This is a genomic window from Veillonella sp. 3627, assembly GCF_003992195.1.
GTDB lineage: Bacteria > Bacillota > Negativicutes > Veillonellales > Veillonellaceae > F0422.
Genome location: NZ_RQVG01000013.1, coordinates 20,439 through 44,411, shown reverse-complemented (window position 1 = coordinate 44,411; position 23,973 = coordinate 20,439). Strand labels below are relative to the sequence as shown.

At 39.5% G+C, this 23,973-nt stretch carries 27 protein-coding genes and 2 tRNA genes; 4 read left to right on the top strand and 25 right to left on the bottom strand.

Annotated features, from left to right (window positions below; translation table 11 throughout):
• Positions 1-84: 84 nt before the first annotated feature.
• Both EO114_RS07330 and EO114_RS07325 read right to left on the bottom strand, forming a co-directional pair.
• Positions 85-1,299: an acetate/propionate family kinase gene (locus tag EO114_RS07330; protein WP_062401717.1), complete on the bottom strand. Its 1,215-nt coding sequence runs from the start codon at positions 1,297-1,299 to the stop codon at positions 85-87.
• A 3-nt stretch (positions 1,300-1,302) separates the two neighbouring features.
• Positions 1,303-1,869 (bottom strand): hypothetical protein, encoded by a 567-nt coding sequence (locus EO114_RS07325; RefSeq protein ID WP_009353283.1) that lies wholly within the window; start codon positions 1,867-1,869, stop codon positions 1,303-1,305.
• A gap of 175 nt (positions 1,870-2,044) precedes the next feature.
• On the opposite strand from EO114_RS07325, the gene EO114_RS07320 reads away from it, so the two are divergent.
• Positions 2,045-3,412 (top strand): nucleotidyltransferase family protein, encoded by a 1,368-nt coding sequence (locus EO114_RS07320; protein WP_127062413.1) that lies wholly within the window; start codon positions 2,045-2,047, stop codon positions 3,410-3,412.
• A gap of 60 nt (positions 3,413-3,472) precedes the next feature.
• Here EO114_RS07320 and rimM read toward each other — a convergent pair whose 3' ends face one another.
• The 7 genes from rimM to EO114_RS07285 form a co-directional block, all read right to left on the bottom strand.
• Positions 3,473-3,970 (bottom strand): ribosome maturation factor RimM, encoded by a 498-nt coding sequence (gene rimM / locus EO114_RS07315; RefSeq protein ID WP_062401703.1) that lies wholly within the window; start codon positions 3,968-3,970, stop codon positions 3,473-3,475.
• Positions 3,970-4,377, bottom strand: a complete 408-nt coding sequence (locus EO114_RS07310; protein ID WP_127062411.1) for a YlqD family protein — start codon at positions 4,375-4,377, stop codon at positions 3,970-3,972. Before EO114_RS07310 ends, rimM begins: the two co-directional genes overlap by 1 nt.
• Positions 4,378-4,389: 12 nt before the next feature.
• Positions 4,390-4,617, bottom strand: a complete 228-nt coding sequence (locus EO114_RS07305) for a KH domain-containing protein (protein ID WP_127062408.1) — start codon at positions 4,615-4,617, stop codon at positions 4,390-4,392.
• A 21-nt stretch (positions 4,618-4,638) separates the two neighbouring features.
• On the bottom strand, positions 4,639-4,902 hold the full coding sequence (gene rpsP / locus EO114_RS07300) for a 30S ribosomal protein S16 (RefSeq protein ID WP_009353289.1): 264 nt from the start codon (positions 4,900-4,902) through the stop codon (positions 4,639-4,641).
• A 27-nt stretch (positions 4,903-4,929) separates the two neighbouring features.
• Positions 4,930-6,279: a signal recognition particle protein gene (gene ffh / locus EO114_RS07295; RefSeq protein ID WP_009353265.1), complete on the bottom strand. Its 1,350-nt coding sequence runs from the start codon at positions 6,277-6,279 to the stop codon at positions 4,930-4,932.
• Between the two features lies 1 nt (position 6,280).
• Positions 6,281-6,604, bottom strand: a complete 324-nt coding sequence (gene ylxM / locus EO114_RS07290) for a YlxM family DNA-binding protein (RefSeq protein ID WP_062401698.1) — start codon at positions 6,602-6,604, stop codon at positions 6,281-6,283.
• 221 nt (positions 6,605-6,825) lie between these two features.
• Complete coding sequence (locus EO114_RS07285) at positions 6,826-7,647, bottom strand: MerR family transcriptional regulator (RefSeq protein WP_164723800.1); 822 nt, start codon at positions 7,645-7,647, stop codon at positions 6,826-6,828.
• A 528-nt stretch (positions 7,648-8,175) separates the two neighbouring features.
• Here EO114_RS07285 and EO114_RS07280 point away from each other — a divergent pair.
• Positions 8,176-8,364, top strand: a complete 189-nt coding sequence (locus EO114_RS07280) for a hypothetical protein (protein WP_009353434.1) — start codon at positions 8,176-8,178, stop codon at positions 8,362-8,364.
• Positions 8,365-8,690: 326 nt separating this feature from the next.
• Here EO114_RS07280 and EO114_RS07275 read toward each other — a convergent pair whose 3' ends face one another.
• Positions 8,691-10,844 carry a cation-translocating P-type ATPase gene (locus tag EO114_RS07275; RefSeq protein WP_127062403.1) on the bottom strand — a complete coding sequence of 718 codons (2,154 nt, stop codon included), beginning with the start codon at positions 10,842-10,844 and terminating at the stop codon, positions 8,691-8,693.
• A 347-nt stretch (positions 10,845-11,191) separates the two neighbouring features.
• Between EO114_RS07275 and EO114_RS07270 the strand changes: the two genes are divergently transcribed.
• Positions 11,192-11,851 carry a YigZ family protein gene (locus EO114_RS07270; protein WP_127062400.1) on the top strand — a complete coding sequence of 220 codons (660 nt, stop codon included), beginning with the start codon at positions 11,192-11,194 and terminating at the stop codon, positions 11,849-11,851.
• A gap of 178 nt (positions 11,852-12,029) precedes the next feature.
• Here the strand turns inward: EO114_RS07270 and EO114_RS07885 are convergent, their stop codons facing one another.
• The 13 genes from EO114_RS07885 to rpmG form a co-directional block, all read right to left on the bottom strand.
• Complete coding sequence (locus tag EO114_RS07885) at positions 12,030-12,200, bottom strand: hypothetical protein (RefSeq protein WP_156439335.1); 171 nt, start codon at positions 12,198-12,200, stop codon at positions 12,030-12,032.
• Positions 12,201-12,480: 280 nt separating this feature from the next.
• Positions 12,481-12,571 (bottom strand) — tRNA-Ser (locus EO114_RS07265).
• A gap of 50 nt (positions 12,572-12,621) precedes the next feature.
• Positions 12,622-13,188 (bottom strand): carbonic anhydrase, encoded by a 567-nt coding sequence (locus EO114_RS07260; protein WP_127062398.1) that lies wholly within the window; start codon positions 13,186-13,188, stop codon positions 12,622-12,624.
• Positions 13,189-13,206: 18 nt separating this feature from the next.
• Positions 13,207-14,319 carry a [FeFe] hydrogenase H-cluster radical SAM maturase HydE gene (gene hydE, locus EO114_RS07255; RefSeq protein ID WP_127062396.1) on the bottom strand — a complete coding sequence of 371 codons (1,113 nt, stop codon included), beginning with the start codon at positions 14,317-14,319 and terminating at the stop codon, positions 13,207-13,209.
• An 87-nt stretch (positions 14,320-14,406) separates the two neighbouring features.
• Positions 14,407-15,129 (bottom strand): YaaA family protein, encoded by a 723-nt coding sequence (locus EO114_RS07250; RefSeq protein ID WP_127062394.1) that lies wholly within the window; start codon positions 15,127-15,129, stop codon positions 14,407-14,409.
• A 256-nt stretch (positions 15,130-15,385) separates the two neighbouring features.
• Entirely contained in the window at positions 15,386-15,745 is a 360-nt protein-coding gene (locus EO114_RS07245; protein WP_127062392.1) for a hypothetical protein, read from the bottom strand.
• A 112-nt stretch (positions 15,746-15,857) separates the two neighbouring features.
• The gene (gene rplL, locus EO114_RS07240; RefSeq protein ID WP_009353354.1) at positions 15,858-16,229 is read right to left on the bottom strand and encodes a 50S ribosomal protein L7/L12; all 372 of its coding nucleotides are present in this window, start codon (positions 16,227-16,229) and stop codon (positions 15,858-15,860) included.
• 52 nt (positions 16,230-16,281) lie between these two features.
• A complete protein-coding gene (rplJ, locus tag EO114_RS07235) occupies positions 16,282-16,785 on the bottom strand; it encodes a 50S ribosomal protein L10 (protein WP_009353339.1) in 504 nt (167 codons plus the stop codon).
• Between the two features lie 181 nt (positions 16,786-16,966).
• Positions 16,967-17,677, bottom strand: coding sequence for a 50S ribosomal protein L1 (rplA, locus tag EO114_RS07230; RefSeq protein ID WP_009353433.1), 711 nt, complete (start codon positions 17,675-17,677; stop codon positions 16,967-16,969).
• A gap of 71 nt (positions 17,678-17,748) precedes the next feature.
• Complete coding sequence (gene rplK, locus EO114_RS07225; protein WP_062401677.1) at positions 17,749-18,174, bottom strand: 50S ribosomal protein L11; 426 nt, start codon at positions 18,172-18,174, stop codon at positions 17,749-17,751.
• A gap of 105 nt (positions 18,175-18,279) precedes the next feature.
• Positions 18,280-18,816, bottom strand: coding sequence for a transcription termination/antitermination protein NusG (nusG, locus tag EO114_RS07220; protein ID WP_009353394.1), 537 nt, complete (start codon positions 18,814-18,816; stop codon positions 18,280-18,282).
• Between the two features lie 12 nt (positions 18,817-18,828).
• On the bottom strand, positions 18,829-19,053 hold the full coding sequence (gene secE, locus EO114_RS07215; protein WP_009353261.1) for a preprotein translocase subunit SecE: 225 nt from the start codon (positions 19,051-19,053) through the stop codon (positions 18,829-18,831).
• 35 nt (positions 19,054-19,088) lie between these two features.
• Complete coding sequence (gene rpmG / locus EO114_RS07210) at positions 19,089-19,238, bottom strand: 50S ribosomal protein L33 (RefSeq protein WP_062401675.1); 150 nt, start codon at positions 19,236-19,238, stop codon at positions 19,089-19,091.
• A 240-nt stretch (positions 19,239-19,478) separates the two neighbouring features.
• On the opposite strand from rpmG, the gene EO114_RS07205 reads away from it, so the two are divergent.
• Positions 19,479-19,554: transfer RNA gene (locus EO114_RS07205), tRNA-Lys, on the top strand.
• A 55-nt stretch (positions 19,555-19,609) separates the two neighbouring features.
• Here EO114_RS07205 and EO114_RS07200 read toward each other — a convergent pair.
• Positions 19,610-20,911, bottom strand: a complete 1,302-nt coding sequence (locus tag EO114_RS07200; RefSeq protein ID WP_127062389.1) for a Na+/H+ antiporter family protein — start codon at positions 20,909-20,911, stop codon at positions 19,610-19,612.
• A gap of 26 nt (positions 20,912-20,937) precedes the next feature.
• Entirely contained in the window at positions 20,938-23,943 is a 3,006-nt protein-coding gene (locus tag EO114_RS07195) for an AAA family ATPase (RefSeq protein WP_127062387.1), read from the bottom strand.
• Positions 23,944-23,973: the final 30 nt, after the last annotated feature.

The following is a 23,973-nucleotide window of genomic DNA, read 5'->3' as shown; positions in this document are numbered from 1 at the left end:
CTGTTAGAATAACAACCGATGAAAGCATTTGTCAACAAAAAAGAGCCCCCTCATAGAGGAGACTCTTTCACAAGTAATCAAAGATTACCAGTTTTTCATCACTAATGGAGCTGTAATACGTTTTGTATCACGAGCGATCATGATTTCTTCATTTGTAGGGATTGCAAAGATTTTAACTTTGGAACCTTCTGCACTGATTTCCGCTTCTTTACCACGAACATTGTTGCGTTCAGGGTCAATACGAGTACCTAAGTATTCTAAACCATTGCAGATTGCGTCACGGTTGCCAATACCATTTTCACCGATACCAGCTGTGAATACGATAGCATCAACGCCACCCATAACAGCCACGTAAGCACCGATTGTAGCACGTACTTTGTAATGGAACATATCCAATGCTAATTGCGCACGTTTATTGCCTTCTTCAGCAGCTTCTTCGATAACGCGGAAGTCATTGGAAACGCCAGAAATACCAAATACACCAGATTTTTTATTCATGATAGCATCGATTTCATGGTATGTCATATCCCATTTTTCCATCAAGTAAGGTACGATAGCTGGGTCAATATCACCACAACGAGTACCCATGATTAAACCGGACAATGGAGTGAAACCCATGGAAGTATCGATGGAACGACCACCTTTGATTGCAGTAACAGAAGAACCATTACCTAAGTGACAGGATACGATACGAAGATCGGACATGTGTTTACCCATCAATTCAGCTACACGTTGTGCCACATATTTGTGGGAAGTACCATGGAAACCATAACGGCGAACACCTAAATCAGTGTATGCTTCGTATGGAAGACCATATAAGAATGCCTCAGCTGGCATTGTTTGATGGAATGCTGTATCAAATACACCAACTTGTGGTACATTTGGCATAATTTTTTGGCATGCTTCGATACCTTGGATATTTGGAGGATTGTGAAGTGGAGCGATTTTTGCGCATTCTTCCAAAGCTTCCATCACTGCTGGTGTAATTAATACGGAATCAGCAAATTTTTCAGCACCATGTACTACACGATGACCTACAGCGTCGATTTCATCCATGGAACCAATCACGCCATGTTCTGGATCAACTAAAATATCCAATAAGACTTGTAACGCCACTTTGTGGTCAGCTACTGGTTCGATGCGTTCTAATTTGTCAGCATCTGGACGGCGATGAGTGAAAATAGCATCATCGGAACCGATTTTTTCAAATTGACCTTTCGCCAATACAACTTCATGCTCCATATCAATTAATTGATACTTCAAGGAGGAGCTACCGCAGTTTACAACTAAAACGTTCATGTCTTATCCCTCTTTCTTAGTAACTTGAATGTGCCCATTCACACGTTGATTGATTTCTTCTCCTTGTGGGGAACTATCACTGTATGAATAGCGTATATTCCACAGTACACCTTTATTAATGAAAGTATACTGAGTAAACCTAATTTTTTGTCCATTAGCACCTGCTAGCATCGTAGATTTCACAGCCTGTACGCCGTCCACCTGCACTTGCTCTTGGTCCCATGGTATATTAGCACCCGTTTGGCCTAATTCTTTCACCAAAGCTTGTTGTCCTAATTTTGCGCCCTCTTCTAGCGTTGGCAATGGTGCTCCTGTAGAAGCCTGTGTAGCACTTACATAGACACCATAATTTTTATCTAGTCCTGCATAGATGGTCAAAGGTTGTCCCTTTTCATTAGCTGTAATTCTATCCAACTGACCGAAGTCAAAAGGAGAATCCACAATCACTTCAGATTGACCTACATTGATAACTTTCTGACCAAAACTATAGGTATCGATGGCTTGTTGACTACCACAGCCACCCAAGAACAACACCATCCCTAAACCAAGGGCTATGATATATTGTTTCATATAATTACCTCTAATAGACACATTTTCTACACCCAATTATAACATTAAATTCACGTTTTTTTCTACCCTTTTTTACGACTTCTTCCATGCATAGCACTTCTATCGCATATAACTATTGCGCATATCAATCAAATAGATAGTCTGTTATACTATACATAAGAGGAGGTACTAAACCATGAATACCATCGGAATTATTGCAGAATATAATCCCTTTCATAAAGGACATGCACACCAACTAGAAGGTTTACGACAAAAGTATCCAGAAGCAACTTTACTCGTTGTGATGAGTGGCGACTTTGTGCAACGGGGGACACCTGCCATATTTTCTAAATTTCACCGCGCCCAATGGGCTGTTATGGGCGGTGCTGATATCGTCTTTGAACTACCTTCTATGTTCGCCGTTAGTTCTGCAGAATATTTTGCATCCAGTGGTGTCAGATTATTACATGCCCTAGGGTGTGACGCTATCTCATTTGGTGCCAACCATACACAAGTAGAGGAACTTGTATCCATCGCCAAAGCTCTCGATCATCCTAGCACGCAAAAATCGTTGGGTACTCTTTTAGGGCAAGGGTACTCTTATGGCACAGCTCTTCGTAAAGCAGTGCAAGGACTTCACTTAGAAATCAATGGATTAGAAACCTCAAACGATATGTCTATATTAGACTCTGACCCTAATACTATCCTAGGTATTGAATACATACGCGCCTTACATCGCTATCACATCGAGTTAGACATCATTCCCGTGAAACGGACTAGTTCCCATCACAATCCAACCTTAGATGATTCGTTTCCATCTGGCACAGCCTTACGAAACGCTATTTATTCCTCTAAGCAAACCTCTTCTAGTCTATTCCGTTCTCAGGACAAGCAGCAAGTATTGGATACTGCCTACCCACCTTATGCCTCATTAGGAATTGATTCATCTATCTCATTAGATGAATTAGGTATCGATACCTCTTCTTTAGAAGAAGACACTTTCAAGTGGCATCACTACTTGCCCCCTATGGTAGCACCTCTCGCTATGGACATTGTAGAATCCAACTATTACACTAACTTAGAGCGCTATTATGACATGATTCATTTCGCTAGCCGTGTATCAAGCAAAGAAGATTTGCAAACTCTACAGGATATGAGCGACGGTTTAGAGGAGGCATGGCTCACTGCGAGTGCCCTCGCCTCTTGGGAGCAAGCCCGTGAAAGTTTAAAATCAAAACGCTACACCTATGCTCGTCTCGATCGCATCGCTACCTACAGCCTCTTCCGCCGCACCAAAAAGATGTTCCAAGAGTGCCATCAACAAGGACCTACCTATGGACGGCTGCTCGCTTTCAACGACAGAGGCCGTCAATACTTAAAAGAAAAACGTTCCTCCATTCCAGTCGTCCAAAAATGGGCTCCTTTTTGCCAAAGTGCAACAGGTACTACTAAAGTACTGTGTGAGCAAGATCAACTAGCTAGTAAACTATGGCGAATGACTGTAGATAATCCTAATTATCGAGGTAGTCATTATGATTTCACCACCAGTCCCATATATGTATAAAACCACAAAAAGTCCCCTGTACTGAATGCATCATTGCACTCAGTACAAGGGACTTTTCTATTACAACCATTCTGGAGGATCTACGATCATCTTACCACCTTCAATATCAATGGTTAATACCACTGTTTTCAAAGCTGGTAATAATAAATCTGGCTCCCCCTCTTTAGCGACTACGTACACATCGTTTGCACCAGGTTGTAGTACTTCTTTTACAATGCCTAAATCATTACCTTCTGTATCTTCTACGGCAAGGCCTTCGATTTCAAAGATATAATATCTATCTTCTGGCAATTCCACCAAATCTTTTCTTGGCACTTTAATTTCTTGCTTACCTAAACGCTCCACAGCTGTGCGATCAGGTAACTCTTTAAAGGTAGCCAAGATAAACTGTTTATGAAATTTTGCAGATGTAATATGGTATAGTTGACCATTGATGTAGCATTCATCCATTTTCATAAACCGCTCAGGAAAATCTGTTCTCGGTAATATACGAACATCGCCCCGCACACCGTGCGGAGCGACGATCACACCGATGGTAATCAGTTCTTGTGTATCCATTATTGACGGAATGCCACAACTTTGCCATCTTCTAGCAAAATTTCAGATCCCATAAGAGCATCTAAATTATCACCGATTTTCACAGTAATAGTTTGCTCCATTTGACCTTGGGCAATTTCAGAACCAATTTCAAGCTTTTCTGCTTCTTTCAAACGCTCTGCTACTTGAGTTTTGAAAGCTACGCGTTGTTGCTTTTCTTCCTCGATTTGTTGACGCAATTGGATTAAACCTTGTGCATCAATTTTTGCTTGTTCACTTAACAAACGTTTAGCTTGGAATTCGATTTGTTGTAAATCTTGATCTACCATATCCATTTGTTGTTGTAAATCAGCAATAATTTTGTTTTTTAAAGTGTCCGTAACCTTAGACTTAATTGCCACGGGTACGCGTAATGTCATTTCTTCCATGTTACCACCCTTTTAGACAATATCAACGGATATCTTCTTGTTCTCTTTAATAGCCGCTGCTTTAGCCACAGCGCGAATCGCTTTCGCAATCTTACCTTGCTTTCCAATTACTTTACCCATATCATCAGGAGCGACACGGATTTCATAGACTTCCACTTGAGCGCGAACTTCCATAGTAACAGAAACGGCTTCAGGTTGCTTAACTAATGATTGAACAATTAATGTAATTAATTCTTGCATCACAGTACGCCTCTCTATTAATTATTTTTTAGCGTCAGCAAATTTTTGCATAACACCATGTTTTTTGAACAAGGAGCGAACAGTATCAGTAGGTTGTGCACCTTTACCCAACCATTCTAATGCTTTCTCTTCGTCAATATTAACGATTGCTGGGTTTTTAGTAGCATCGTATTGACCTACTGTATCAACTGGACGACCTTCGCGTGGAGCGCGGGAGTCAGCAACAACGATACGATAGAAAGGAGCTTTTTTAGCACCTAAACGAGTTAAACGGATTTTTAACATTCTTCTTTCACCTCCTTAAATAGAATATTATCCCATGAACGGTAATTTAGGGAACATCCCCTTCTTACCTTTGCTCATAGACTGCATCTGCTTCATAAACTTACGAGCATCCTCGAACTGTTTAATCAGTTGATTTACTCGCTGCACTGTAGTGCCAGATCCTGCCGCAATACGTTTGCGCCGAGATCCATTCAATATATTAGGATTCGTACGTTCTGCCATCGTCATAGATTTGATGATAGCTTCAATTTGACGCACTTCTTTATTATCTAAATCAAAACCTGCTAATTGGTCCTTCAATTTCCCCATACCTGGTAACATGCCTAAGATATTTTGCAAGGGCCCCAATTTGCGTATTTGGTTCATTTGCGCTAAGAAATCATCTAAAGTAAAGCTATTTTTGGCCATTTTCTCTGCCATTTTTTTCGCTTCTTCTTCATCGATAGAACTTTGCACATTTTCAATCAACGTTTTGAAATCGCCTAAATCAAGAATACGAGATGCCATACGATCTGGATGGAATACTTCTAAACCATCCATTTTTTCGCTAGTACCGGTAAACTTAATTGGCGTACCTGTGACAGCTTTAATAGAAAGTGCTGCACCACCACGGGCATCGCCATCCATTTTTGTTAGAATGACACCATCAAGGCCTAGGTAATTATTAAATGCTTCGGCTGTGCCTACTGCATCTTGCCCAATCATGGCATCCACCACTAGCAAGATTTCATGCGGTTTTACTTCACCCTTGATATTAGCTAGTTCATCCATCAAGGTTTCATCAATGGCTAAGCGACCTGCTGTATCGATGATAACAATGTCTTTGAATAAGCGTTTTGCCTCTTCAATACCCGCTTTAGCAATCTCCACAGGATTCGCACCTGGCGTTTCATTCGCAAATACAGGAACATCGATTTGAGCTCCCACTACTTGCAATTGCTTAATCGCTGCTGGACGATACACATCGGCTGCTACTAGCATTGGATTCTTACCTTGTTTACGAAGATGTACAGACAACTTACCAGCCGTAGTCGTTTTACCTGCCCCTTGTAAACCTACCAACATAATGATTGTGGGAGGTTTCGGAGAAATCATAATACGACTTTCAGTGCCACCTAATAACTCGGTTAATTCGTCATTCACAATTTTAATGACCGTTTGTGCTGGGTTCAAGGAACCAAACACTTCCTCACCCAAGGCTTTATCCTTGATACGGGCAATGAAATCTTTCGCTACTCCAAAGTTTACGTCAGCTTCTAACAAAGCAAACCGAACTTGTCGTAACGCTAGGTTAACATCTTCTTCAGAAATTTTACCTTTTCCTTTTAAGGATGCAAAGGCTTCTTGTAATTTATGTGTTAAATTTTCAAAAGCCATACTAGCCCTCCAATTGTGTTAATAATGATTGAATCGATTCAGATGTAATGGCAGCAGATACCAGCTCTTCTCTAATCTGTTTCACAATCTTTCGCCGTAGTAAATATTGTTCAATGAGGTGTAACTTTTGTTCATACCCCTCCATACTAGCTTTTGCTCGTTCAATATTATCATGAACAGCTTGCCTAGAGATATGCATTTCTTCTGCAATTTCACCTAGCGACATATCATCTTCATGATGTAAGGCATAACACTCTCGTTGTCGCTCCGTCAGCAAGGATCCATAAAAATCTAACAACAAACTAATTGTCATTCGTTCTTCCATGGTTCCTCCTTCTAAGCGTTTTGAAAGCATTATCTGTCAAGCAAAAAATATTTACACCCTATATTACCAATATTTACCTAACTTGTCAATAGTTGTAAAGTGAATTGCCTTTACACACAAAATAATCTATACCACAACATCTTATATTTTGTATTGCATCGCGTCTTATGGTAACTCATTTTTTATATTCTGTTTCCAATTTTCCAGCATACATGTTTCACCTATTCCTCAACAGGTACTGTAATTTTAGATAAATAGTCTTCACGTTTTGTCTCTGTCCAATAATTCCGTACTGGTTCTATATATACAGAACCTGCAATTTGTAATCCCTCATAAGATAAATAATTACTTACTTTATCGTACATCCACTGAGCCTGTTCTTCATAAAGACCCGTATAAAACATTTCTAGATACATCCCTCTAGGACGAGTAACAATCTCCATGTCTCCTTCATAATCAAACCCTACATCTGTACAATAATGGCTGTACTTGATGATATCTCCCTGTTCATAGTCTTCTCCATCGATAGCCATACCAATTTGAATAGCTTTAAAAGGCACTTCCTCTATAAGCCTAGCTTGATGTTCTAATAAAGTAAACAACTTTTTCTTTCCTTTTTCTGTTGCATCATAAGGAGTTAGTGCATAGAAAGATTCTTCTTTCATACCAAAGAACAATCGATTTTTAGGTATTTTTAAATATCGTTCTAAGTTAAATAAGGTTCTCTCTAAATTCATTTTATTTGTATATAAATCATTAATCTCTCGATCAAAGCCATAGCGTGCATCTTCTAATAAAGTTTTCAACATATGTGAACCTCGATGTTCCACATAATCTTGAATATCTTTCAAGGATAGATTTAGTTTTTTTAGGGTCAAAATAATCTCTAATCGATAGCACTCTTCTAATGTGTAATAGCGGTATCCATTATCTTCAATTTTTGCTGGCAGAAATAGTCCTAATTTTTCATAGTATAAGATCGTTTGTTTTGATATGCCATAAATTTTCGACACATCTCCAATCGTCATATAAATATTTCGCATAGATACTATCCTTTCTACTGTATTTCCAAGAGGCATTTAGGTCTTCTAACAGATTTAATACATGTAACGCCTTTAATCCTCTTAATACTTGTATTGCTTATAATACATTTACAATATTTGCAATCTCTGTATTATCTGTAATCTTTATAATACTTCTTTTATTTCATTTCCTGTAATACATAAGTATTTTGCCAAAACTAAACTATGGGTATATAGTTTTAACTACACCTATACTATAGCATAACTATGGGCTTTTTAATATATTGAGTTTCATTCATATATTTTCATCTATTATTAAATTAACTCTCATAAAAAAGTCTAGTCCAGAACCTTTTAAGTTCTATAAACCTTATGCTATCAATGGTTGATGATAGATATGAAAAATTTTAAAAATAATTCTTTTTATTTGTTGACTCTACCACAACCATATACTTTATTATAATAACAGAGGACAGGTACTAGATGTACAGGAGTTCTCAATGAGCAAGTTAATAAGTATAAACTATATTGTAAAAGGAGGCTATCCCTATGGCATGTGGACACAAAGGTCGTGAATTTTACGCGAACGATCCAGAAAAATTAGCACGCTACGATATGGCAATGCGTCATATTGAAGCAGCTCGTGAAGAAGGTCAATCTTCCGAGGAAATCCATGCTATGTTCAACCGCATTATGAGCGGCAACACGGCTGGTAAATGTAAGCACAAAAAAGGTTGATTCAAATACGTACGCCCATACTATTAGAATATACCCCAACCTTTGAGTGAAATAGATAGGACGATGTCCGAAACAAAACCCCAACTCTTCTTCCCTTGAGTTGGGGTTCTATTTTTGTGTTAAAACTATTACTGACCACTCTTATATACATGATTCCAGCATTTTGTATAACATCCACAAAAAGGACTATAGCAAATCGTACCTAGTTCGTATTTGTTATAGTCCTTTTCTATTGTATGGCATACGGTGAATGTTCATGTAAGCCCTATTACATAGATATTACAATAAAGTTATGAACTTCTCCGGATCATCATATAGGCCGATGATTACACTTTTGCACGTTTTAACCGCAATGCATTACTTACCACAGTAACAGAGCTAAATGCCATGGCGGTTCCGGCAATGATAGGGCTCAAATACCCTATGGCTGCCAATGGAATACCAATGCAGTTAAAGATCAATGCCCAGAATAAATTTTGTTTAATATTTGTCATCGTTTTACGACTAATCGTCACGGCTTGTACTAAGGTGCGCAAATCATTTCGCACTAATACGATATCTGCCGCCTCAATGGCTACGTCCGTACCATGACCGATACCAAATCCAATATCTGCTAGCGCTAAAGCTGGCGCATCATTGATACCATCTCCCACCATGCCAACGGATTTTCCTTGACTTTGTAATGTGGCGATGGTATTTGCTTTATCTTGTGGCAGCACTTCCGCTACTACGTGAGTAATTCCTGCTTGGGCAGCTATATAGTTCGCTGTACGCGCATTGTCTCCTGTGACCATCCACACATCGATGCCTTGCTCTTGTAAAGCCTTTACAACCTCAGGAGTTTCTGGACGCAATGTATCTGCTACAGCCCAAATACCGTGTACTGTGCCGTCTACTAACAAGACGGATACAGAATTGCCTTGTTCTTCCAGACTGTGGATCTCCGCTTGCCATGGCGTGATATCAATACCTAGTTCTTGCATCCAGCGAGTATGACCAACCCGAATCAATTTATCCGCTATACGTCCTTCCAATCCTTTTCCTGGAATATCTTGGAAGTCTTTCACGATCATTTGTGGCACGCCTTTGCTAGCACCGTATTTAGCAATGGCTTGTGCAATAGGGTGAGTAGAACCTTTTTCAAGATTCACTGTGAAAGCTAAGTTATACATTTCATCACCTGCTGTATATATCACTTTCGTAACAGATAGCTTTCCTTCTGTTAAAGTCCCAGTTTTATCCATAATGATCGCATTGATATGACCTGCTTTTTCTAAAAATTCTGCGCTTTTAATAAGCACACCATGTTCTGCCCCAAGGCCTGAACCTACCATGATGGATGTGGGTGTCGCCAAGCCCAAGGCGCACGGGCAGGCAATTACAAGCACAGCTGTGCCATATAATAAAGCTTCTCCTACCGTAGATCCTAATGCAAAATACCAAATAATCATGGTAAGAATAGCAATACCGATGACTACCGGCACAAAATAGGATGCTACCACATCCGCGATACGCTGAATGCTCGCTTTAGATGCTTGCGCTTGTTCCACTACTTTGATGATTTGGGATAACATAGTTTCCTCCCCAATAGCAGTGGCTTTCATAATAAATGTGCCCGACATGTTAACTGTAGCGCCTATAACTTGACTAGACTGACCTTTTTCTACAGGTACGCTTTCACCTGTCAACATAGCCTCATCCACTGTGGAATGACCTTCTAAAATAATTCCATCTACTGGCACTTTTTCGCCGGCCCGCACTTGGATCTTGTCACCTAGGACAATCTCCTTCGTAGGAATGTCCATCCACTCCCCATTGCGTTCCACATGGGCCACGCTAGGTTGTAATGCCACTAATTTTTGAATGGCCTCAGACGTACGACCCTTAGCAATATCTTCTAATAGTTTGCCCAATAATATAAAAGTAATTAACCATGCCGAAGTTTCAAAATATACATCGTGATTCCCCACTGCCATTTGGTAAATGCTAAATCCATAGGCTACGGAAGTTCCCAATGCGACTAGCACATCCATGGTAAGTGTACCACTGCGAATGGCTGCAAATGCGCTAGTGTAAAAAATCCAGCCCGCTCCAAACTGAGCAATCGTCGCTAAGACTAATTCGATTTCATGAGATAACATCGGCCAATGCCATAAATAGTGCCCCATCATGGATACCATCATCGGAATAGCCATGAGAGCTGCCACGCCTAAGCGGATATATTGCCCTTTATGAGATGGTTTTTCTACCTTCATATCCGCATCAGTAGCAATATGTGCTTCAAATCCAATTTTTTCAATGGCAGCGATGACTTCTGTAGCACCAATCGTGCTATCATCTGTATACGCTACCGTTCCTTTATTGGTGAGCAAGTTGACTTTTACATCAGCCACACCTTCTAACTTACTGACCACTTTTTCTACACGCCCTACACAAGCTGCACAGTGCATGCCGATAATAGAAAATTCTTCTTTACGCATGATTCCTCCTAATGATATATGATTCTATATGAAAGATATTTAAATTTCTCAATATAAATATATTAACATATATCCAACCTATTTCATAGTACATGGACTATACAAATCTAACTGTATATACCTTATACAAATCTTGCAGTATATGGCTTACACCGATTTAATAGCTATCGATTGTCTAACCCACCGTGTTTACACAAACTATTGTATCCTGTCCATATTACGCTGTCCGATTATACAGATCTAACACTCTATATTTCGTATAGCAACAGTGTTCCACTAACTTATGTTATACTATAGATATATAAGGATTGTAAACTAATATTTATTATTCATATACAGGAGTTCCTATGTCAGACATCCCTCAATCTTATATCACCATAGCTAATGAATTTAGAACTGAATATATCATAGAAAAGTCACGTTTCATTTCTACTATCGCTCCTGTTACTACTGAAGCAGAAGCACAAATATTTATCCAACGTATATCCAAAGAATTTTGGGATGCTACTCACAACTGCACCGCCTATGCTATCGGCCCTCGCCAAGAACAACAGCGTTCCTCTGACAATGGAGAGCCCTCAGGGACGGCAGGAAAACCGATGCTAGAAGTATTAAAAAAAACAGGCATTACAAACGTAGCTGTCGTAGTTACTCGTTATTTCGGAGGTATTAAGTTAGGTGCAGGAGGACTCATTCGTGCGTACTCTCATAGTGCAGCTAAGGCTGTCCAAGAAGGGGCTAAACTACTTATTGCACCTCGCCAAATTGTGAGTATCTCCATAGATTATTCTAACTTTGGAGCCATAGAGCGCCAACTACAAACTCTAGCGCTTCACTATACAGCATCGTTTACAGATCTAGTATCTATTGAAATCTATGTAGAACCAGAAGCTGTGGCCTCCTTAGAAGCTGATTTGACGAATCTAACTGGTGGTAACTTAACTTGGCAATTGCAAGATGTTCGTATGGTAGAATTGCCCTATACCACAAATATATCTGAAGAGTAAGGGTTACATCTCACATATACACGACAGGTAATCATCAAATAAGACTTCTGATTTAAACCTTTTAACTAAAGGATACTCAGTTTCTAACATAAGCAACAAAAAACCACGGTGTCTTCCTTCACCGTGGTTTTTTGTGCTTCTTGTTGGAGTCCTCTATATAAAGGGAAAGTACGCTAAATTAATGGCTGCAGCATTCTGCTACAAACACTTCTACAACTTCTTCATCTTGTAATTCAGAAGTCCAAGGATGTGGCCAGCCTTTAATGCTATTATCTTTACATTGACTTGCTTCACATGCTTCTAAACGATGTTTTTTTAAGTTTTCTATCCATGCTGTTACTAAACTCATATTAGTTACTTCCTTCCTTGTGATAACACTCTACTCTTCCTGTTAAGTGTACTCTTATTGCATGTCTGTAGTATACAAGAGTCCAGAACATTTGTGAAATGACAGATAGTTATTATCTCATAAACTATTTTTTATAACACTTTTTATAGTATTTTTATTAAATCAAATTTAATCATAACTAACAAGCATGTTAGATATAACTTTTTGACGTTTATTTGACGATTTTTGATAAAATAAAAAACAAAAAGCACACATGTATAACATATGTGCTCTTGTCCTGTGGCGGAGGATTAGGGATTCGAACCCTAGCGCCGGTAACCCGACCTAACGATTTAGCAAACCGTCCTCTTCAGCCTCTTGAGTAATCCTCCATGATACCTACTAAGAATACCATAGATAGATTCAATTTGTCAATTCTTTTTTAAAGTTCATAGCCAACTTCTACAACTTCTACTTCTCCAGAGTTTGGATGCATCATTAGTCCATGAACTGCCACATCTTTGGGAATCAACGGATTCATCCGAAGCATGCTCACCGTTTCTTGTACATTATCTACTGGGTGAGAAAATCCATCAGCCCAATGCTCTAATTCATGATGCACCATTTGAATTGCCTCAGGTGCTACACCACGCGATAACATAGCTGTAGTCAAACTTTCAGAAGTAGTTTTCGCCATACCGCACTCATAATGACCGATCACAAAAATTTCAGATACTCCTAGCTCATAGATGCAAACTAACAAACTACGTACCACGCTATCAAACATACCTGAAATGGAGTTGCCCGCCGATTTAATCACCTTTGCATGGCCCCGTTCAATGCCGAGAGCTTTCTCCATAAAGTTCACTAATCTCGTATCCATACACGTCAAAATCGCAATTTCACGAGTTGGCACCTTACTTACTGTTGGTGGCTCATCCCCATGTTCTTTGGTCGTACTATCTAGAAATTCTCGATTATGTCGTAATATTTCATTTAATAAATTCATCAGTCACCTCACATAAAATTATCGAATTCGTTTTTTATAATGTTGTGAATTGCCTTGCTGTTTCCAACCTACACGATCACCAATAGACATAACGCGACGAGTTAAACACTCTTTACATTGGTCTGCATTATCATCCACACATGGCTTATTATCATATAATAAATACTTCGCACGATGTTCTGGTACTGTAATGATAGGCATTAAGATATTCGCTCCAGCCGCCAATCCTTTTTCACGACCTAGTTTATCTAAAGCTTGTAACGCTGTGGTAGCCGCAATATTGACATCTTTCAAAAATAATCTTGTAAGAGCAATCATTTTCAAACCTAACTGCACTCGTTCTAATTTACCCTCTTGTGAATCTATGCCTAGCTCCAAAGCACGTTGCCCTAAAGGAGTATCATGGTGTACCACATACGGTCCCATACCAATCATATCGATATCCATATCACGATAGAATAAAATGTCGTTGACAAGATCATCTAGTGTTTGTCCTGGTAAACCAATCATAACCCCTGTACCTACTTGAAATCCTACCTTGCGCAAAGACTGTAAGCAATTCACACGTGTCTCAAAGGAGTGTAAGGCATCCTTTGGATGGATCATCTCAAATAAGTCTTTGTTCGTTGTTTCAATACGAAGAAGGTAGCGGTCTGCACCAGCCTCACGCATTCGGCGATAGGCTTCTTCCGACTGCTCACCGACGCACATAGTGATACCTAACTCATTGTTGCTTAACTTTTTAATATCTCGAATTAAATCCACCACATAATCTACAAAGGCATCATCTGTGCGCTCGCCAGACTGCAATGTCAAGGACCCGTATTCATGGTCATAGGCCCATTGTGCCATCTTCAATACATCATCACGGGACATATCGAAGCGTTCTGTTTTACTATTTTCATGGCGAATACCACAATATAAACAGTTTTTAATACAACGATTGGAAAACTCAATCAGCCCACGATAATAGGCTACCTTATCTACATAAGCAGCTTTCACCTCGTAGGCTTTTTTATATATTTTTTGTAATTCTCCCTCATCGGTAATGGTCATGAGGAATCGTAATTCCTCCTCTGTTAACCACTCGTCGCCGACAAGGTCTTTTTGTAAAATACTATCTACTGTCATAATTCCTCTATTGTCACATCTCACCTAAAAATGTCTATTTTTTATGTACAACATGTACCCTAAAACCCTAGGACACTCCATACCCATTTAAACTTGCTTACGATAAGCAATGGTAAAAGATGTATCCATATCTTCTGGCAAAGGATCTAGCACAAATCCTTTTAATTCCTTTGGTAACTCTGAAAGTTCTCTAACTTGGTTTTCGCATATATAATTTGCCAAAGAACCACGCATCTGTTTTGATGACGTACTTAGCTGCTTCCACACACCATTACGATGTTCCAAAAACTCTACGGTCACCATCTTCGAATGGTTAATCCATTTAGAATACTCCTTCGAGGCCAAATTTAGAATCCAATCTTCCTTAGCCACAGCAGCATCAATCAAGGGTTGCCACCACATATAAAGGTTCGTTTTTTCCTCTTTCAATACAGGATCAATTAAATCCAGCCGATACCCTTTAATACCACTATTAGGCGCCACTAATCCATACAAGGCAGACCCTATCCATACATGGGTATTGGCGAATGTTTTTCCTTCCTCTGAAAGTCCATCATAGTCAAAATTTTTAAATGACAACCCATCATAACTGAGCGCTGCCATCCCTTCTACTTCTTTGTCATAATTTTGATAAAAATCATATACTTCATCTAAGACTGTATCTTTTATTTTTAAAGCCTTCCCTAGACCTTCTTTTGATGCACCTTGCATGTGTTTCACAATTTGTTCTGTCATATGTGATGCAAACATAGGTCCACTAGGAGTGCCTTTTATATCTTTTGTTTTACTAGGGGATATAATAATTTTCATAATATACCTCTACTTAATTAACATTATTAGCATTATATATAAAATACCTATCAAGAGTACAGTACGTCCATGCAATAGCGCTTGTATCCTACAGTCTTCACAATAGATTCTGTGATTATATCATTTTTATTAAGTATACCATATATCGAAGAGTTTTAATATAAAAAGACGGGCTAATTTGCCCGTCATTCATCATTTTTGTTATATAAGCTACCTTTAAACTTGCTACTAGTTCTCTATGCTTTTTATTTACAATCTAAATTTGTTCATGACAATGTTTACATTTTGTAGCAACTTTAAGTACTGTTTCTCCACAATATGGGCAGGACTTATATTTGTCTGGATCTGCCTTAACCTTATCAGAAGACATCATAATAGAATGTATAATAGCAACTATCCATAACAATATTCCGTAAATAGCAAATAAACTAAACGATCTACCTTTTCTATGAGCAATATTCGCTGGAATTAACATCATCATAGATGAAAAAATATCTAGTGCCAAATATTCAGAAAAGTGAGTAACGCGATATACACCTTGATAAAATTGATCTAGTAAAACCCCATTAAATATAAACGCAACAATAAACCAAATGATATTTAATAATATTACCATTTAATTCCCTCCCTATAATTTTCTACAACTTGGAATTATATCTAACAAGTGTATTATAGCATAAAAACCCCTCGAACACGAATGTTCAAGGGGCTTATAACTAGCGAACCAATTATTTCAATTCGATTGTTGCGCCAGCTTCTTCTAATTTAGCTTTTAAAGCTTCAGCGTCAGCAGCAGCTACGCCTTCTTTAACAGCAGCAGGAGCGCCGTCAACGATAGCTTTAGCTTCTTTCAAGCCTAAACCAGTAGCTTCACGTACAACTTTGATTACGTTGATTTTGGAAGCACCAGCGTCTTTAAGAATTACGTCGAATTCGGATTTAGCGTCAGCACCGCCAGCAGCAGCACCAGCAGCAGCTACAGCTACAGGAGCAGCAGCAGTTACGCCGAATTTGTCTTCGATTGCTTTTACAAGATCATTAAGTTCTAAAATAGTTGCAGTTTCTAATTCAGCAACGATGTTTTCGATGTTCAATGCCATGATTGATATCCTCCATTTTTGATATATGTTTTCTTAGTTAATTGTGTTGCTATTATGCAACAGTTTCGTCTTTTGCTTCCGCAACAGCTTTTACTGCGTAAGCTACATTGCGAACTGGAGCTTGAAGCACGGAAAGAAGCATGGAAAGCATACCTTCGCGGTTCGGCAAGTTTGCAATTTCTTGTACTTTTGCAGCGTCAAGAACTTCACCTTCCACAATACCAGCTTTAACAGTTAAAGCTTCAGTTTTTGTGTCTTTAATGAAGTTTTCAAGAATACGAGCTGGAGCTACAGCGTCTGTGCTAGAAGTTGCTAATGCAGTAGGACCTTCTAAATGCTCAGAGAAAGCTTCGTAACCTAATTCGTTAGCAGCGATGCGAGTCAAAGTATTTTTGATTACTTTGTATTCTACACCTTCAGCCAAGAATTTACGACGAAGATCTGTTACTTGAGCAACAGTCAAACCGCTATAACCAACTAATACAGCACCTTTCGCTTCAGAAAGAGTTTCTTTCATTTGAGCTACAACTGCTTGTTTTTGTTGAGTGACAGCCATTAGAATACCTCCTTGTAGATTTTTGGTGATTTTCTATGTACTATCTTAGCGTAAAAACGACCTCAACGAAGACGTTGAGGTCGAGAACCATTCCATAATAGATTGGATTCAGCCTCAGCGGGCGAGTTTCCTCATTAAATCAAATGATGCCAGCCGTCTACAGCTAAGAGAACATATATAATTATTGTTCCTTGCTAGTGCTTGTTAATTTAAACACGTTCATAGGAACGCCAGGACCCATAGTGGAGCTAAGTGTCACAGTTTTAATGTATTGACCTTTAGCTGCTGCAGGTTTAGCTTTAACAATAGTATCAACGATTGTACGGAAATTGTCAAGTAATTTCGCATCATCAAAAGATGCTTTACCGATAGGACAAGCAATGATACCAGCTTTGTCTGTACGGTATTCGATTTTACCTGCTTTAATTTCGCTAACAGCACGAGCTACGTCAGGTGTTACAGTACCAACTTTAGGGTTTGGCATTAAGCCTTTAGGACCTAAAATTTTACCTAAACGACCAACTTGGCCCATCATGTCAGGAGTAGCTACAACAACGTCGAAGTCGCTGAAACCACCTTGTACTTTTGCTACTAATTCTTCGGAACCAACGATATCTGCGCCAGCATCCTCAGCTTCTTTAATTTTGTCGCCTTTCGCAAATACGAGTACGCGTTGAGTTTTACCTGTACCATGTGGTAATACAACGGCACCACGAACTTGTTGATCAGCGTATTTAGGATCGACGTTCAAATTGAAAGCGATTTCGATTGTTTCGTCGAATTTTGCAGTGGCAGTTTTCTTAACTAATTCAATACCTTCTACTGGTTCGTAGAATTTATCTGCTTCGATAAGTTTTACTGCTTCAGCATATTTCTTACCTACTTTTGCCATTTTTATTCCTCCTTATGTGGTGTAACGGGATGTCCCTCCCACCGATATGTGAGTCACATACCGTACGCTAATTAATCAACGATTTCAATGCCCATGCTGCGTGCAGTACCTTCTACCATACGCATAGCTTGCTCAACAGTGTTAGCATTTAAGTCAGGCATTTTAAGTTCAGCGATTTCACGAACTTTATCGCGACCAACTTTAGCTACTTTATCACGGTTAGGTACTCCAGATCCTTTTGGGATACCTGCTGCTTTTTTCAATAAAACTGCAGCTGGTGGAGTTTTTGTGATGAAAGTGAAGCTTCTATCTTCGTATACAGTAATAACAACTGGGATGATAAGACCAGCTTGTTGAGCTGTTCTTTCGTTAAATTCTTTAACGAAGCCCATGATGTTAACACCTGCTTGACCCAAAGCTGGACCAATCGGTGGCGCTGGACTCGCTTTACCAGCCTCGCACTGTAATTTCACAACTTTACTAACTTTTTTAGCCATGGTGATTACACCTCCTTGCGTCAAAATGTGGTGGTAACGGAGCGAAATTGCCCCTCCCACTGGCAACCTCCCGGCCGCCTAAAAAGGTTAGAGTTATATAATATATTAAAGAATTTTCTCAACTTGAGAATATTCTACCTCTACTGGGGTTTCACGATTAAACATCTCTACATTTAAACGTAGTTTTGCATGATCGTGATTGATTTCAGTAATAACGCCTGTTCTATCTTCAAAGGCACCGGATGTAATTCGGACAGTTTCTCCTACTTCAACATCAAGAGTTTGTACTGGTTCTTGATCCAAACCTTGAGACTTCAAGATATAGGCTACTTCAGAATCAGATAGTGGCACTGGTTTTGTTACAGAACCAACAAATCCTGTAACACCTGGTGTATTACGCACCACATACCAAGATTCGTCATTTACTTCCATTTCTACCAGCACATAGCCTGGAAAGACTTTGCGTTTTACTACTTTTTTTACGCCATCTTTTTCGTCGATTTCATCTTCCATTGGAATTAAGATGCGTGAAATCACATCTTCCATTCCCATAGCTTGAACTTTCAACTCCAAAGTGGTTTTAACTTTATTTTCGTAGCCTGAGTAAGTATGTAAGACATACCACTTTTTATCTGTTCCCATTAAAAAAGCCTCCTACTTTACAGCACTCTTTAACAACTTAAAAAGTTCTGCAAATACTGTGTCAACGATACCAATAATAACAGAAATTAAAATTACTGCTATAAATACGGCAATCGTATAGTTCACAAGCTCTTTTTTTGTAGGCCAGACTACTTTCTTGAGCTCAGATCGCACTTCACGAACGAATTTACCGTTACCATTTTGTTGTGCTTGAGCTTTTGAATTAGTTCCTGCCATGATATCACATCCTCACGTCAACAAATAATTAACAATTATTTTGTTTCACGGTGTAACGTGTGTTTACCACAGAATTTACAGAATTTATTCATTTCAATACGATCTGGGTTATTTTTTTTGTTTTTGTTTGTCTGATAGTTACGTTGCTTGCATTCAGTACAAGCCATTGTTACTGCGTTACGCATCAGTTTACACCTCTCTTTAAAGTGCCTAGACGGCTATTACTTCATAAACATACTAATATAGACTACCACAAGTGGAAGCCTATGTCAAATGCAATCTAAAAAAGCCAGGTTTTTCCTGACCTCTATATTATTACATAGAACATCTTAAATAGCAAGTAGTTTCCTATGTTATTTATAAATTTTTCATTTACAAAATTTAATGATAGGACTATAATAAAACCATAATTTACCATCTTGCATGGAACACTAGCTCAGTTGGCAGAGCATCTGACTCTTAATCAGAGGGTCCAGGGTTCGAACCCCTGGTGTTCCACCACAGTTAGAACCGCACAACAGTGCGGTTCTTTTGTTATATAGACAGTCTTTTTACTTTATAACAGCAATGCCCCTACGACACCACCCACAAGTAAGGTAATGTCATAGAATATAAATGTGGGCACACAAGTATCCCATATATGATTGTGTTGTCCATCTGCATTGAGTCCTGATGTAGGCCCTAATGTAGAATCCGATGCAGGTGATCCCGCATCTCCTAAGGCTGCTGCAATACCGATTAATAAGATGATAGCCGGTACTGAAAAGCCTAAATGCAAACCCATAGGAATATATATGGATGCAATCACTGGAATGGTACCAAAGGAAGTACCTATTCCCATAGTAATTAACAATCCCACAATAAGCATCACGATAGCCCCTATTAACTTAGAATCAATAATAGACACTGTAGCATTTACTAACTGTTCCACAGAGTTCGTTTCTCGTAGTACATTCGCATAGCCTGCGGCAATTAACATGACAAATGCTATGGTCCCCATCATGCGAATACCACCATCCACATCTTCATCCATTTTTGACCATTTGATGAGGCCTGTAGCAAAGAATACTGCCAATCCTGCTAACGCTCCTATGGGCAAAGATTTAAAATACAGCTGTGCCACAAAAGCCACTGCTGCCCCTGCTAATCCTTTCCAACAATCTCGCGTCATACGAGTTGTATGCTCTGTAGATTCTTCTTGCACCACCGCAATATCTTCATAGACACGGTTTCGACTATAGTACGCAATGGCAAGGAGTAATCCCACAATCATGGATACCCCACCGATCCACATAACGGAAGCAATATCCGAGATAGACACATTCACTCCATTAGCTACCATTTGGTCTTTTATAATCGTCATAAACAACAAGCCAAATCCAACTGGTAACGACACATAGGGTGCTTTCAGACCAAATGTTAAGGCACAAGCCACGGCCCGACGATCCAATTTCATGCGATTCATAACCACCAACAAAGGGGGAATCAAGATCGGAATGAAGGCAATGTGCACAGGAATTAAATTCTGCGAAAAACAAGATACAAAGGCGATGAGCAAGGTAAATGCCACTTTCTTTGTGCCCACAATGTTGGTAATCTTCTTCGTCACCACCGTAGCAAGTCCTGAGCGACCTATGACAATGGCCAAAGCCCCCAATAAAATATAGCTGAAAGCTGTTTCCGAGTTACCACCCATACCACCGATTAAGGATTCGATAGTGGTGGTCACCGTCATCCCTCCGGCTAGGCCCGCCACTAGGGATGCTACGATAACCGATAATAACACATTGAATCGCAGCAAACACAGGATTGACATAGCAATCACCGATAAGACGATAGGATTCATTATAATATCCATCTAGGATCTCCTTCTTTTTGTACTTACTAGGCTTGGAGCAACTGCTCAAGGTACGTTCGCTCCCATACATCTCCATAGCCCTTTAATTGTTGCAATGCTATTGTACCATACGTGTCCAGACTTTCTGGAAACGCTCTCTCTATGTCCTCATTGGAATACGTCGCTTTTAGGAACGCAATCACCCAATGCAAACGCCCCACCTCTTGGTTGTGCGTGGTTGCCATCGCATGAGTGCGCGCCGATTCCAAATACCCGAGGGCTTCCGCCGTCTGTTTTTGTTGTTGCGCTAGTATAGCCAGATAGGCTTCAATGGTAGGTCGTCTTCGACTGATCGTATATTGTAAACACAATTCATAGGACTTGTGAAAGTACTCTGACGCTAACTCATACCGTTGCAAAGCAAAGGCAGTCATGCCCGCATTGGTAGCAAAGACGATCCAAGAACTGTATAGTTCTCCCTTGTCGCAATAATGGAGGGCTTTTTTATACATAGCGAGGGCCCTCTCTAAATTCATGCGGCTTCTTGCAATATCTCCTAAATAATTGTAAGCCGCCGCAATATTGATGGCATACCGACGAGCCACCGTTTGGGTCACCGAGAACAATCGAATGGATTCTTTCAAGAGTGGAATCGCCTGTATCGATTGCCCTTCCATGATGAAAGCCAGCGCTTTCAAACGCAGTATAATGCCAATTTCCTTTTTAAAGTGGTACTGCTCCGCCAATGCCAGAGCCTTCGTTGTATACTGATGAATTTCCAAGATATGGCGCATTTGCAAATGATAATAAATGAGCTCTTTATAGGCCTTTAATTGGTAGTTCGATGCGTCTTGGAGGGTACTTTCATCTAGCAATTCTTGAAAGTATCGCACACCGCGCTCGTGATCACCTACGCTCATATGGTATTTACCAGCCCCGTACAAATAAGGCAATTCTAAGGCCCGCACCTCTGGCACATCTCCATACAATGTGTACACATGGGCCAACTCATCTTCTATTTCCTGCAAGGCTTTACCCGTTACTTCTCCCATAAAATACCCTGCATAGACAGAGGATAATTCCCCTACCCCAAGTTCTGGAGAGGCATCTTTATTAAAGTTTAAATAATGCATAAAAGATTTTAATTTATACATTAAAGCTTTTTGGTATTGTCCTGCTTCACGGAAATGAAATTCTAGTTGCTTATAGCGAATCATATCTTCCTTAGAGTGTGTTAACCGTTTTTCCCAGGCTTCCCCCAAATAGGCATGCAAAATTTGACGGCGATCGATAGCCATTTGATCTCGTAAATACTCTTTGCACTTGAATTGCTTTAAACTATATTGCACTTCACCATGTTGTGTACGGTAATCAATGAATCCTTTTCTTTCCAACTCCTCTAAAGTTTGCAACAGACGTAGTTTATCCAAACCCATATATTGTTCAATCATCCCTAATGGTGCTTCATTATAGAATAAACTGATAAACTCCGCCAATTTACGTTCTTCTTCAGATAAAGTATCGCATTTCTTGCTATAGAGCAGTTCCATATCTTTAGTCAAACCATAAATGGAACCATACTCTTTCCATAGTTGCATACTTTCTATCAGTACTAACAGATTGCCTCGACTGACTTCCACTAATTGATCCACTATATCTGTGTCCTGTAACGTAGGTTCTCGGTCTAAGATAAAAGCTCGCATCCGTTCATCTGGTAAAGGCAACAAGGAAATACTTTGCAATGCTTTCTGCTGTTCTAAACTTTGCAAGGTTCGTTGATGCATGCATTTTACTTCCTCTACGTCAGTGACAATGATCATAAGACGTTCAGACCTATGATGTAACAGCAATAAACTCAATAAAGAAAAACTTAAGGAGTCCATCCATTGCACATCCTCAAAAATCAATGTAAAAGGAATTTCTTCCGACACCTGTTCTAGCAGATTTGATACTGCTTGGTACACTACATCAAAAGGCAATGCTTCCGTTACTTCTAAAAAGCCCAAGTCTCGAGCCATACGTCGATCTAACTGTGGAAAGATTTCATAAATACGCCGTAATTCGATGTTTTCCAGACCTTGTAATTCTATTTCTTCAAGTATCTTTCCCACAATAGGAATCCACGCATGCAATAGCAAGCCTTGTTCCTCTTCATAACATTGGCTATCTAACACACATCGGTAGGGCTCTACTTTATCTCGTATATATTCTACGAGGCTCGTTTTACCGCTTCCCGTATCTCCTGTGATACGCAAAGCTAAGGAAGTATCTTCAAAGAAGTGCAAATACTTCTGCACCTCTCCTGCTTCTGCATCACGGCCCTTCAACATCGTATGTTCTACAAAGGACACTGCCTCTTGCTTTTGTACTTTTGATAAATGCATGGCTTCTCGAAGAGAGTTAGGTACACTTTCATCTAAATCATCTGCGTAAATACATTGTAGTTGATGGTATAACTGTTTCCCCATGGTCGTGAAACCTTGGCTCATAATCAGTTCCAAAATCGCACTAAACCGCTCTTCGTTATAGGGGTCATAGGACAATAGGACAGGAATATATCGCTCAATACAGGCGATATTTTTTTCCTCAATCCCTGCATCCACTAAATCATAGACCGCCTCCATGTACATAGATTTAAGACGACTTCGTTCCCCTAAATACCAATCTTCATAAGCCACTGCATCTTTTACATAAAATCCTTGTAAAAATTCCCCTTTGTAAATATCTATATATTGTTTAGGGTTCCTTTGAAATTGATGTACATCCACATAGATTTGTGCCGTAGGATTCCATTGTAATACAGCGTTCCTCGGTGATACAAATACATCTGCCCCCAATAGCTTTTTTGCCTCATAAATGGCATTTCTTAAGTTTTTTCTGGCATTGACCTCCGATTTTTCCGGCCACAATAAACCGCTAATTTCATCCCGGAGGGCTACTCCTTTTACCACCATATAATAAATGAGCGCTTGTACTTTTCCATAGGTAAAAAAGATATCTTTCCCATCTACTTGTATCCGTGGTGTCCCTAATAAATGAATTTCTATCCCCATATGATTTCCTTCATTCCATTATGATGGGTC

What these genes read in the sequence shown, in the direction of transcription:
- EO114_RS07280 (WP_009353434.1), top strand. Translation starts at nt 8,176, where the DNA reads ATGGCATGTGGACACAAAGGTCGTGAATTTTACGCGAACGATCCAGAA.
- EO114_RS07310 (WP_127062411.1), bottom strand. Translation starts at nt 4,377, where the DNA reads ATGGAAGAAATGACATTACGCGTACCCGTGGCAATTAAGTCTAAGGTT.
- rpsP (WP_009353289.1), bottom strand. Translation starts at nt 4,902, where the DNA reads ATGTTAAAAATCCGTTTAACTCGTTTAGGTGCTAAAAAAGCTCCTTTC.
- EO114_RS07250 (WP_127062394.1), bottom strand. Translation starts at nt 15,129, where the DNA reads ATGAAAATTATTATATCCCCTAGTAAAACAAAAGATATAAAAGGCACT.
- rpmG (WP_062401675.1), bottom strand. Translation starts at nt 19,238, where the DNA reads ATGCGTAACGCAGTAACAATGGCTTGTACTGAATGCAAGCAACGTAAC.
- EO114_RS07885 (WP_156439335.1), bottom strand. Translation starts at nt 12,200, where the DNA reads ATGAGTTTAGTAACAGCATGGATAGAAAACTTAAAAAAACATCGTTTA.
- nusG (WP_009353394.1), bottom strand. Translation starts at nt 18,816, where the DNA reads ATGGGAACAGATAAAAAGTGGTATGTCTTACATACTTACTCAGGCTAC.
- ylxM (WP_062401698.1), bottom strand. Translation starts at nt 6,604, where the DNA reads ATGGAAGAACGAATGACAATTAGTTTGTTGTTAGATTTTTATGGATCC.
- rplK (WP_062401677.1), bottom strand. Translation starts at nt 18,174, where the DNA reads ATGGCTAAAAAAGTTAGTAAAGTTGTGAAATTACAGTGCGAGGCTGGT.
- secE (WP_009353261.1), bottom strand. Translation starts at nt 19,053, where the DNA reads ATGGCAGGAACTAATTCAAAAGCTCAAGCACAACAAAATGGTAACGGT.
- EO114_RS07245 (WP_127062392.1), bottom strand. Translation starts at nt 15,745, where the DNA reads ATGGTAATATTATTAAATATCATTTGGTTTATTGTTGCGTTTATATTT.
- EO114_RS07195 (WP_127062387.1), bottom strand. Translation starts at nt 23,943, where the DNA reads ATGGGGATAGAAATTCATTTATTAGGGACACCACGGATACAAGTAGAT.
- EO114_RS07325 (WP_009353283.1), bottom strand. Translation starts at nt 1,869, where the DNA reads ATGAAACAATATATCATAGCCCTTGGTTTAGGGATGGTGTTGTTCTTG.
- rimM (WP_062401703.1), bottom strand. Translation starts at nt 3,970, where the DNA reads ATGGATACACAAGAACTGATTACCATCGGTGTGATCGTCGCTCCGCAC.
- rplL (WP_009353354.1), bottom strand. Translation starts at nt 16,229, where the DNA reads ATGGCATTGAACATCGAAAACATCGTTGCTGAATTAGAAACTGCAACT.
- rplJ (WP_009353339.1), bottom strand. Translation starts at nt 16,785, where the DNA reads ATGGCTGTCACTCAACAAAAACAAGCAGTTGTAGCTCAAATGAAAGAA.
- EO114_RS07305 (WP_127062408.1), bottom strand. Translation starts at nt 4,617, where the DNA reads ATGCAAGAATTAATTACATTAATTGTTCAATCATTAGTTAAGCAACCT.
- rplA (WP_009353433.1), bottom strand. Translation starts at nt 17,677, where the DNA reads ATGGCAAAAGTAGGTAAGAAATATGCTGAAGCAGTAAAACTTATCGAA.
- ffh (WP_009353265.1), bottom strand. Translation starts at nt 6,279, where the DNA reads ATGGCTTTTGAAAATTTAACACATAAATTACAAGAAGCCTTTGCATCC.
- EO114_RS07285 (WP_164723800.1), bottom strand. Translation starts at nt 7,647, where the DNA reads ATGCGAAATATTTATATGACGATTGGAGATGTGTCGAAAATTTATGGC.
- EO114_RS07275 (WP_127062403.1), bottom strand. Translation starts at nt 10,844, where the DNA reads ATGCGTAAAGAAGAATTTTCTATTATCGGCATGCACTGTGCAGCTTGT.
- EO114_RS07260 (WP_127062398.1), bottom strand. Translation starts at nt 13,188, where the DNA reads ATGAATTTATTAAATGAAATATTACGACATAATCGAGAATTTCTAGAT.
- EO114_RS07320 (WP_127062413.1), top strand. Translation starts at nt 2,045, where the DNA reads ATGAATACCATCGGAATTATTGCAGAATATAATCCCTTTCATAAAGGA.
- EO114_RS07200 (WP_127062389.1), bottom strand. Translation starts at nt 20,911, where the DNA reads ATGGATATTATAATGAATCCTATCGTCTTATCGGTGATTGCTATGTCA.
- hydE (WP_127062396.1), bottom strand. Translation starts at nt 14,319, where the DNA reads ATGACAGTAGATAGTATTTTACAAAAAGACCTTGTCGGCGACGAGTGG.
- EO114_RS07270 (WP_127062400.1), top strand. Translation starts at nt 11,192, where the DNA reads ATGTCAGACATCCCTCAATCTTATATCACCATAGCTAATGAATTTAGA.
- EO114_RS07330 (WP_062401717.1), bottom strand. Translation starts at nt 1,299, where the DNA reads ATGAACGTTTTAGTTGTAAACTGCGGTAGCTCCTCCTTGAAGTATCAA.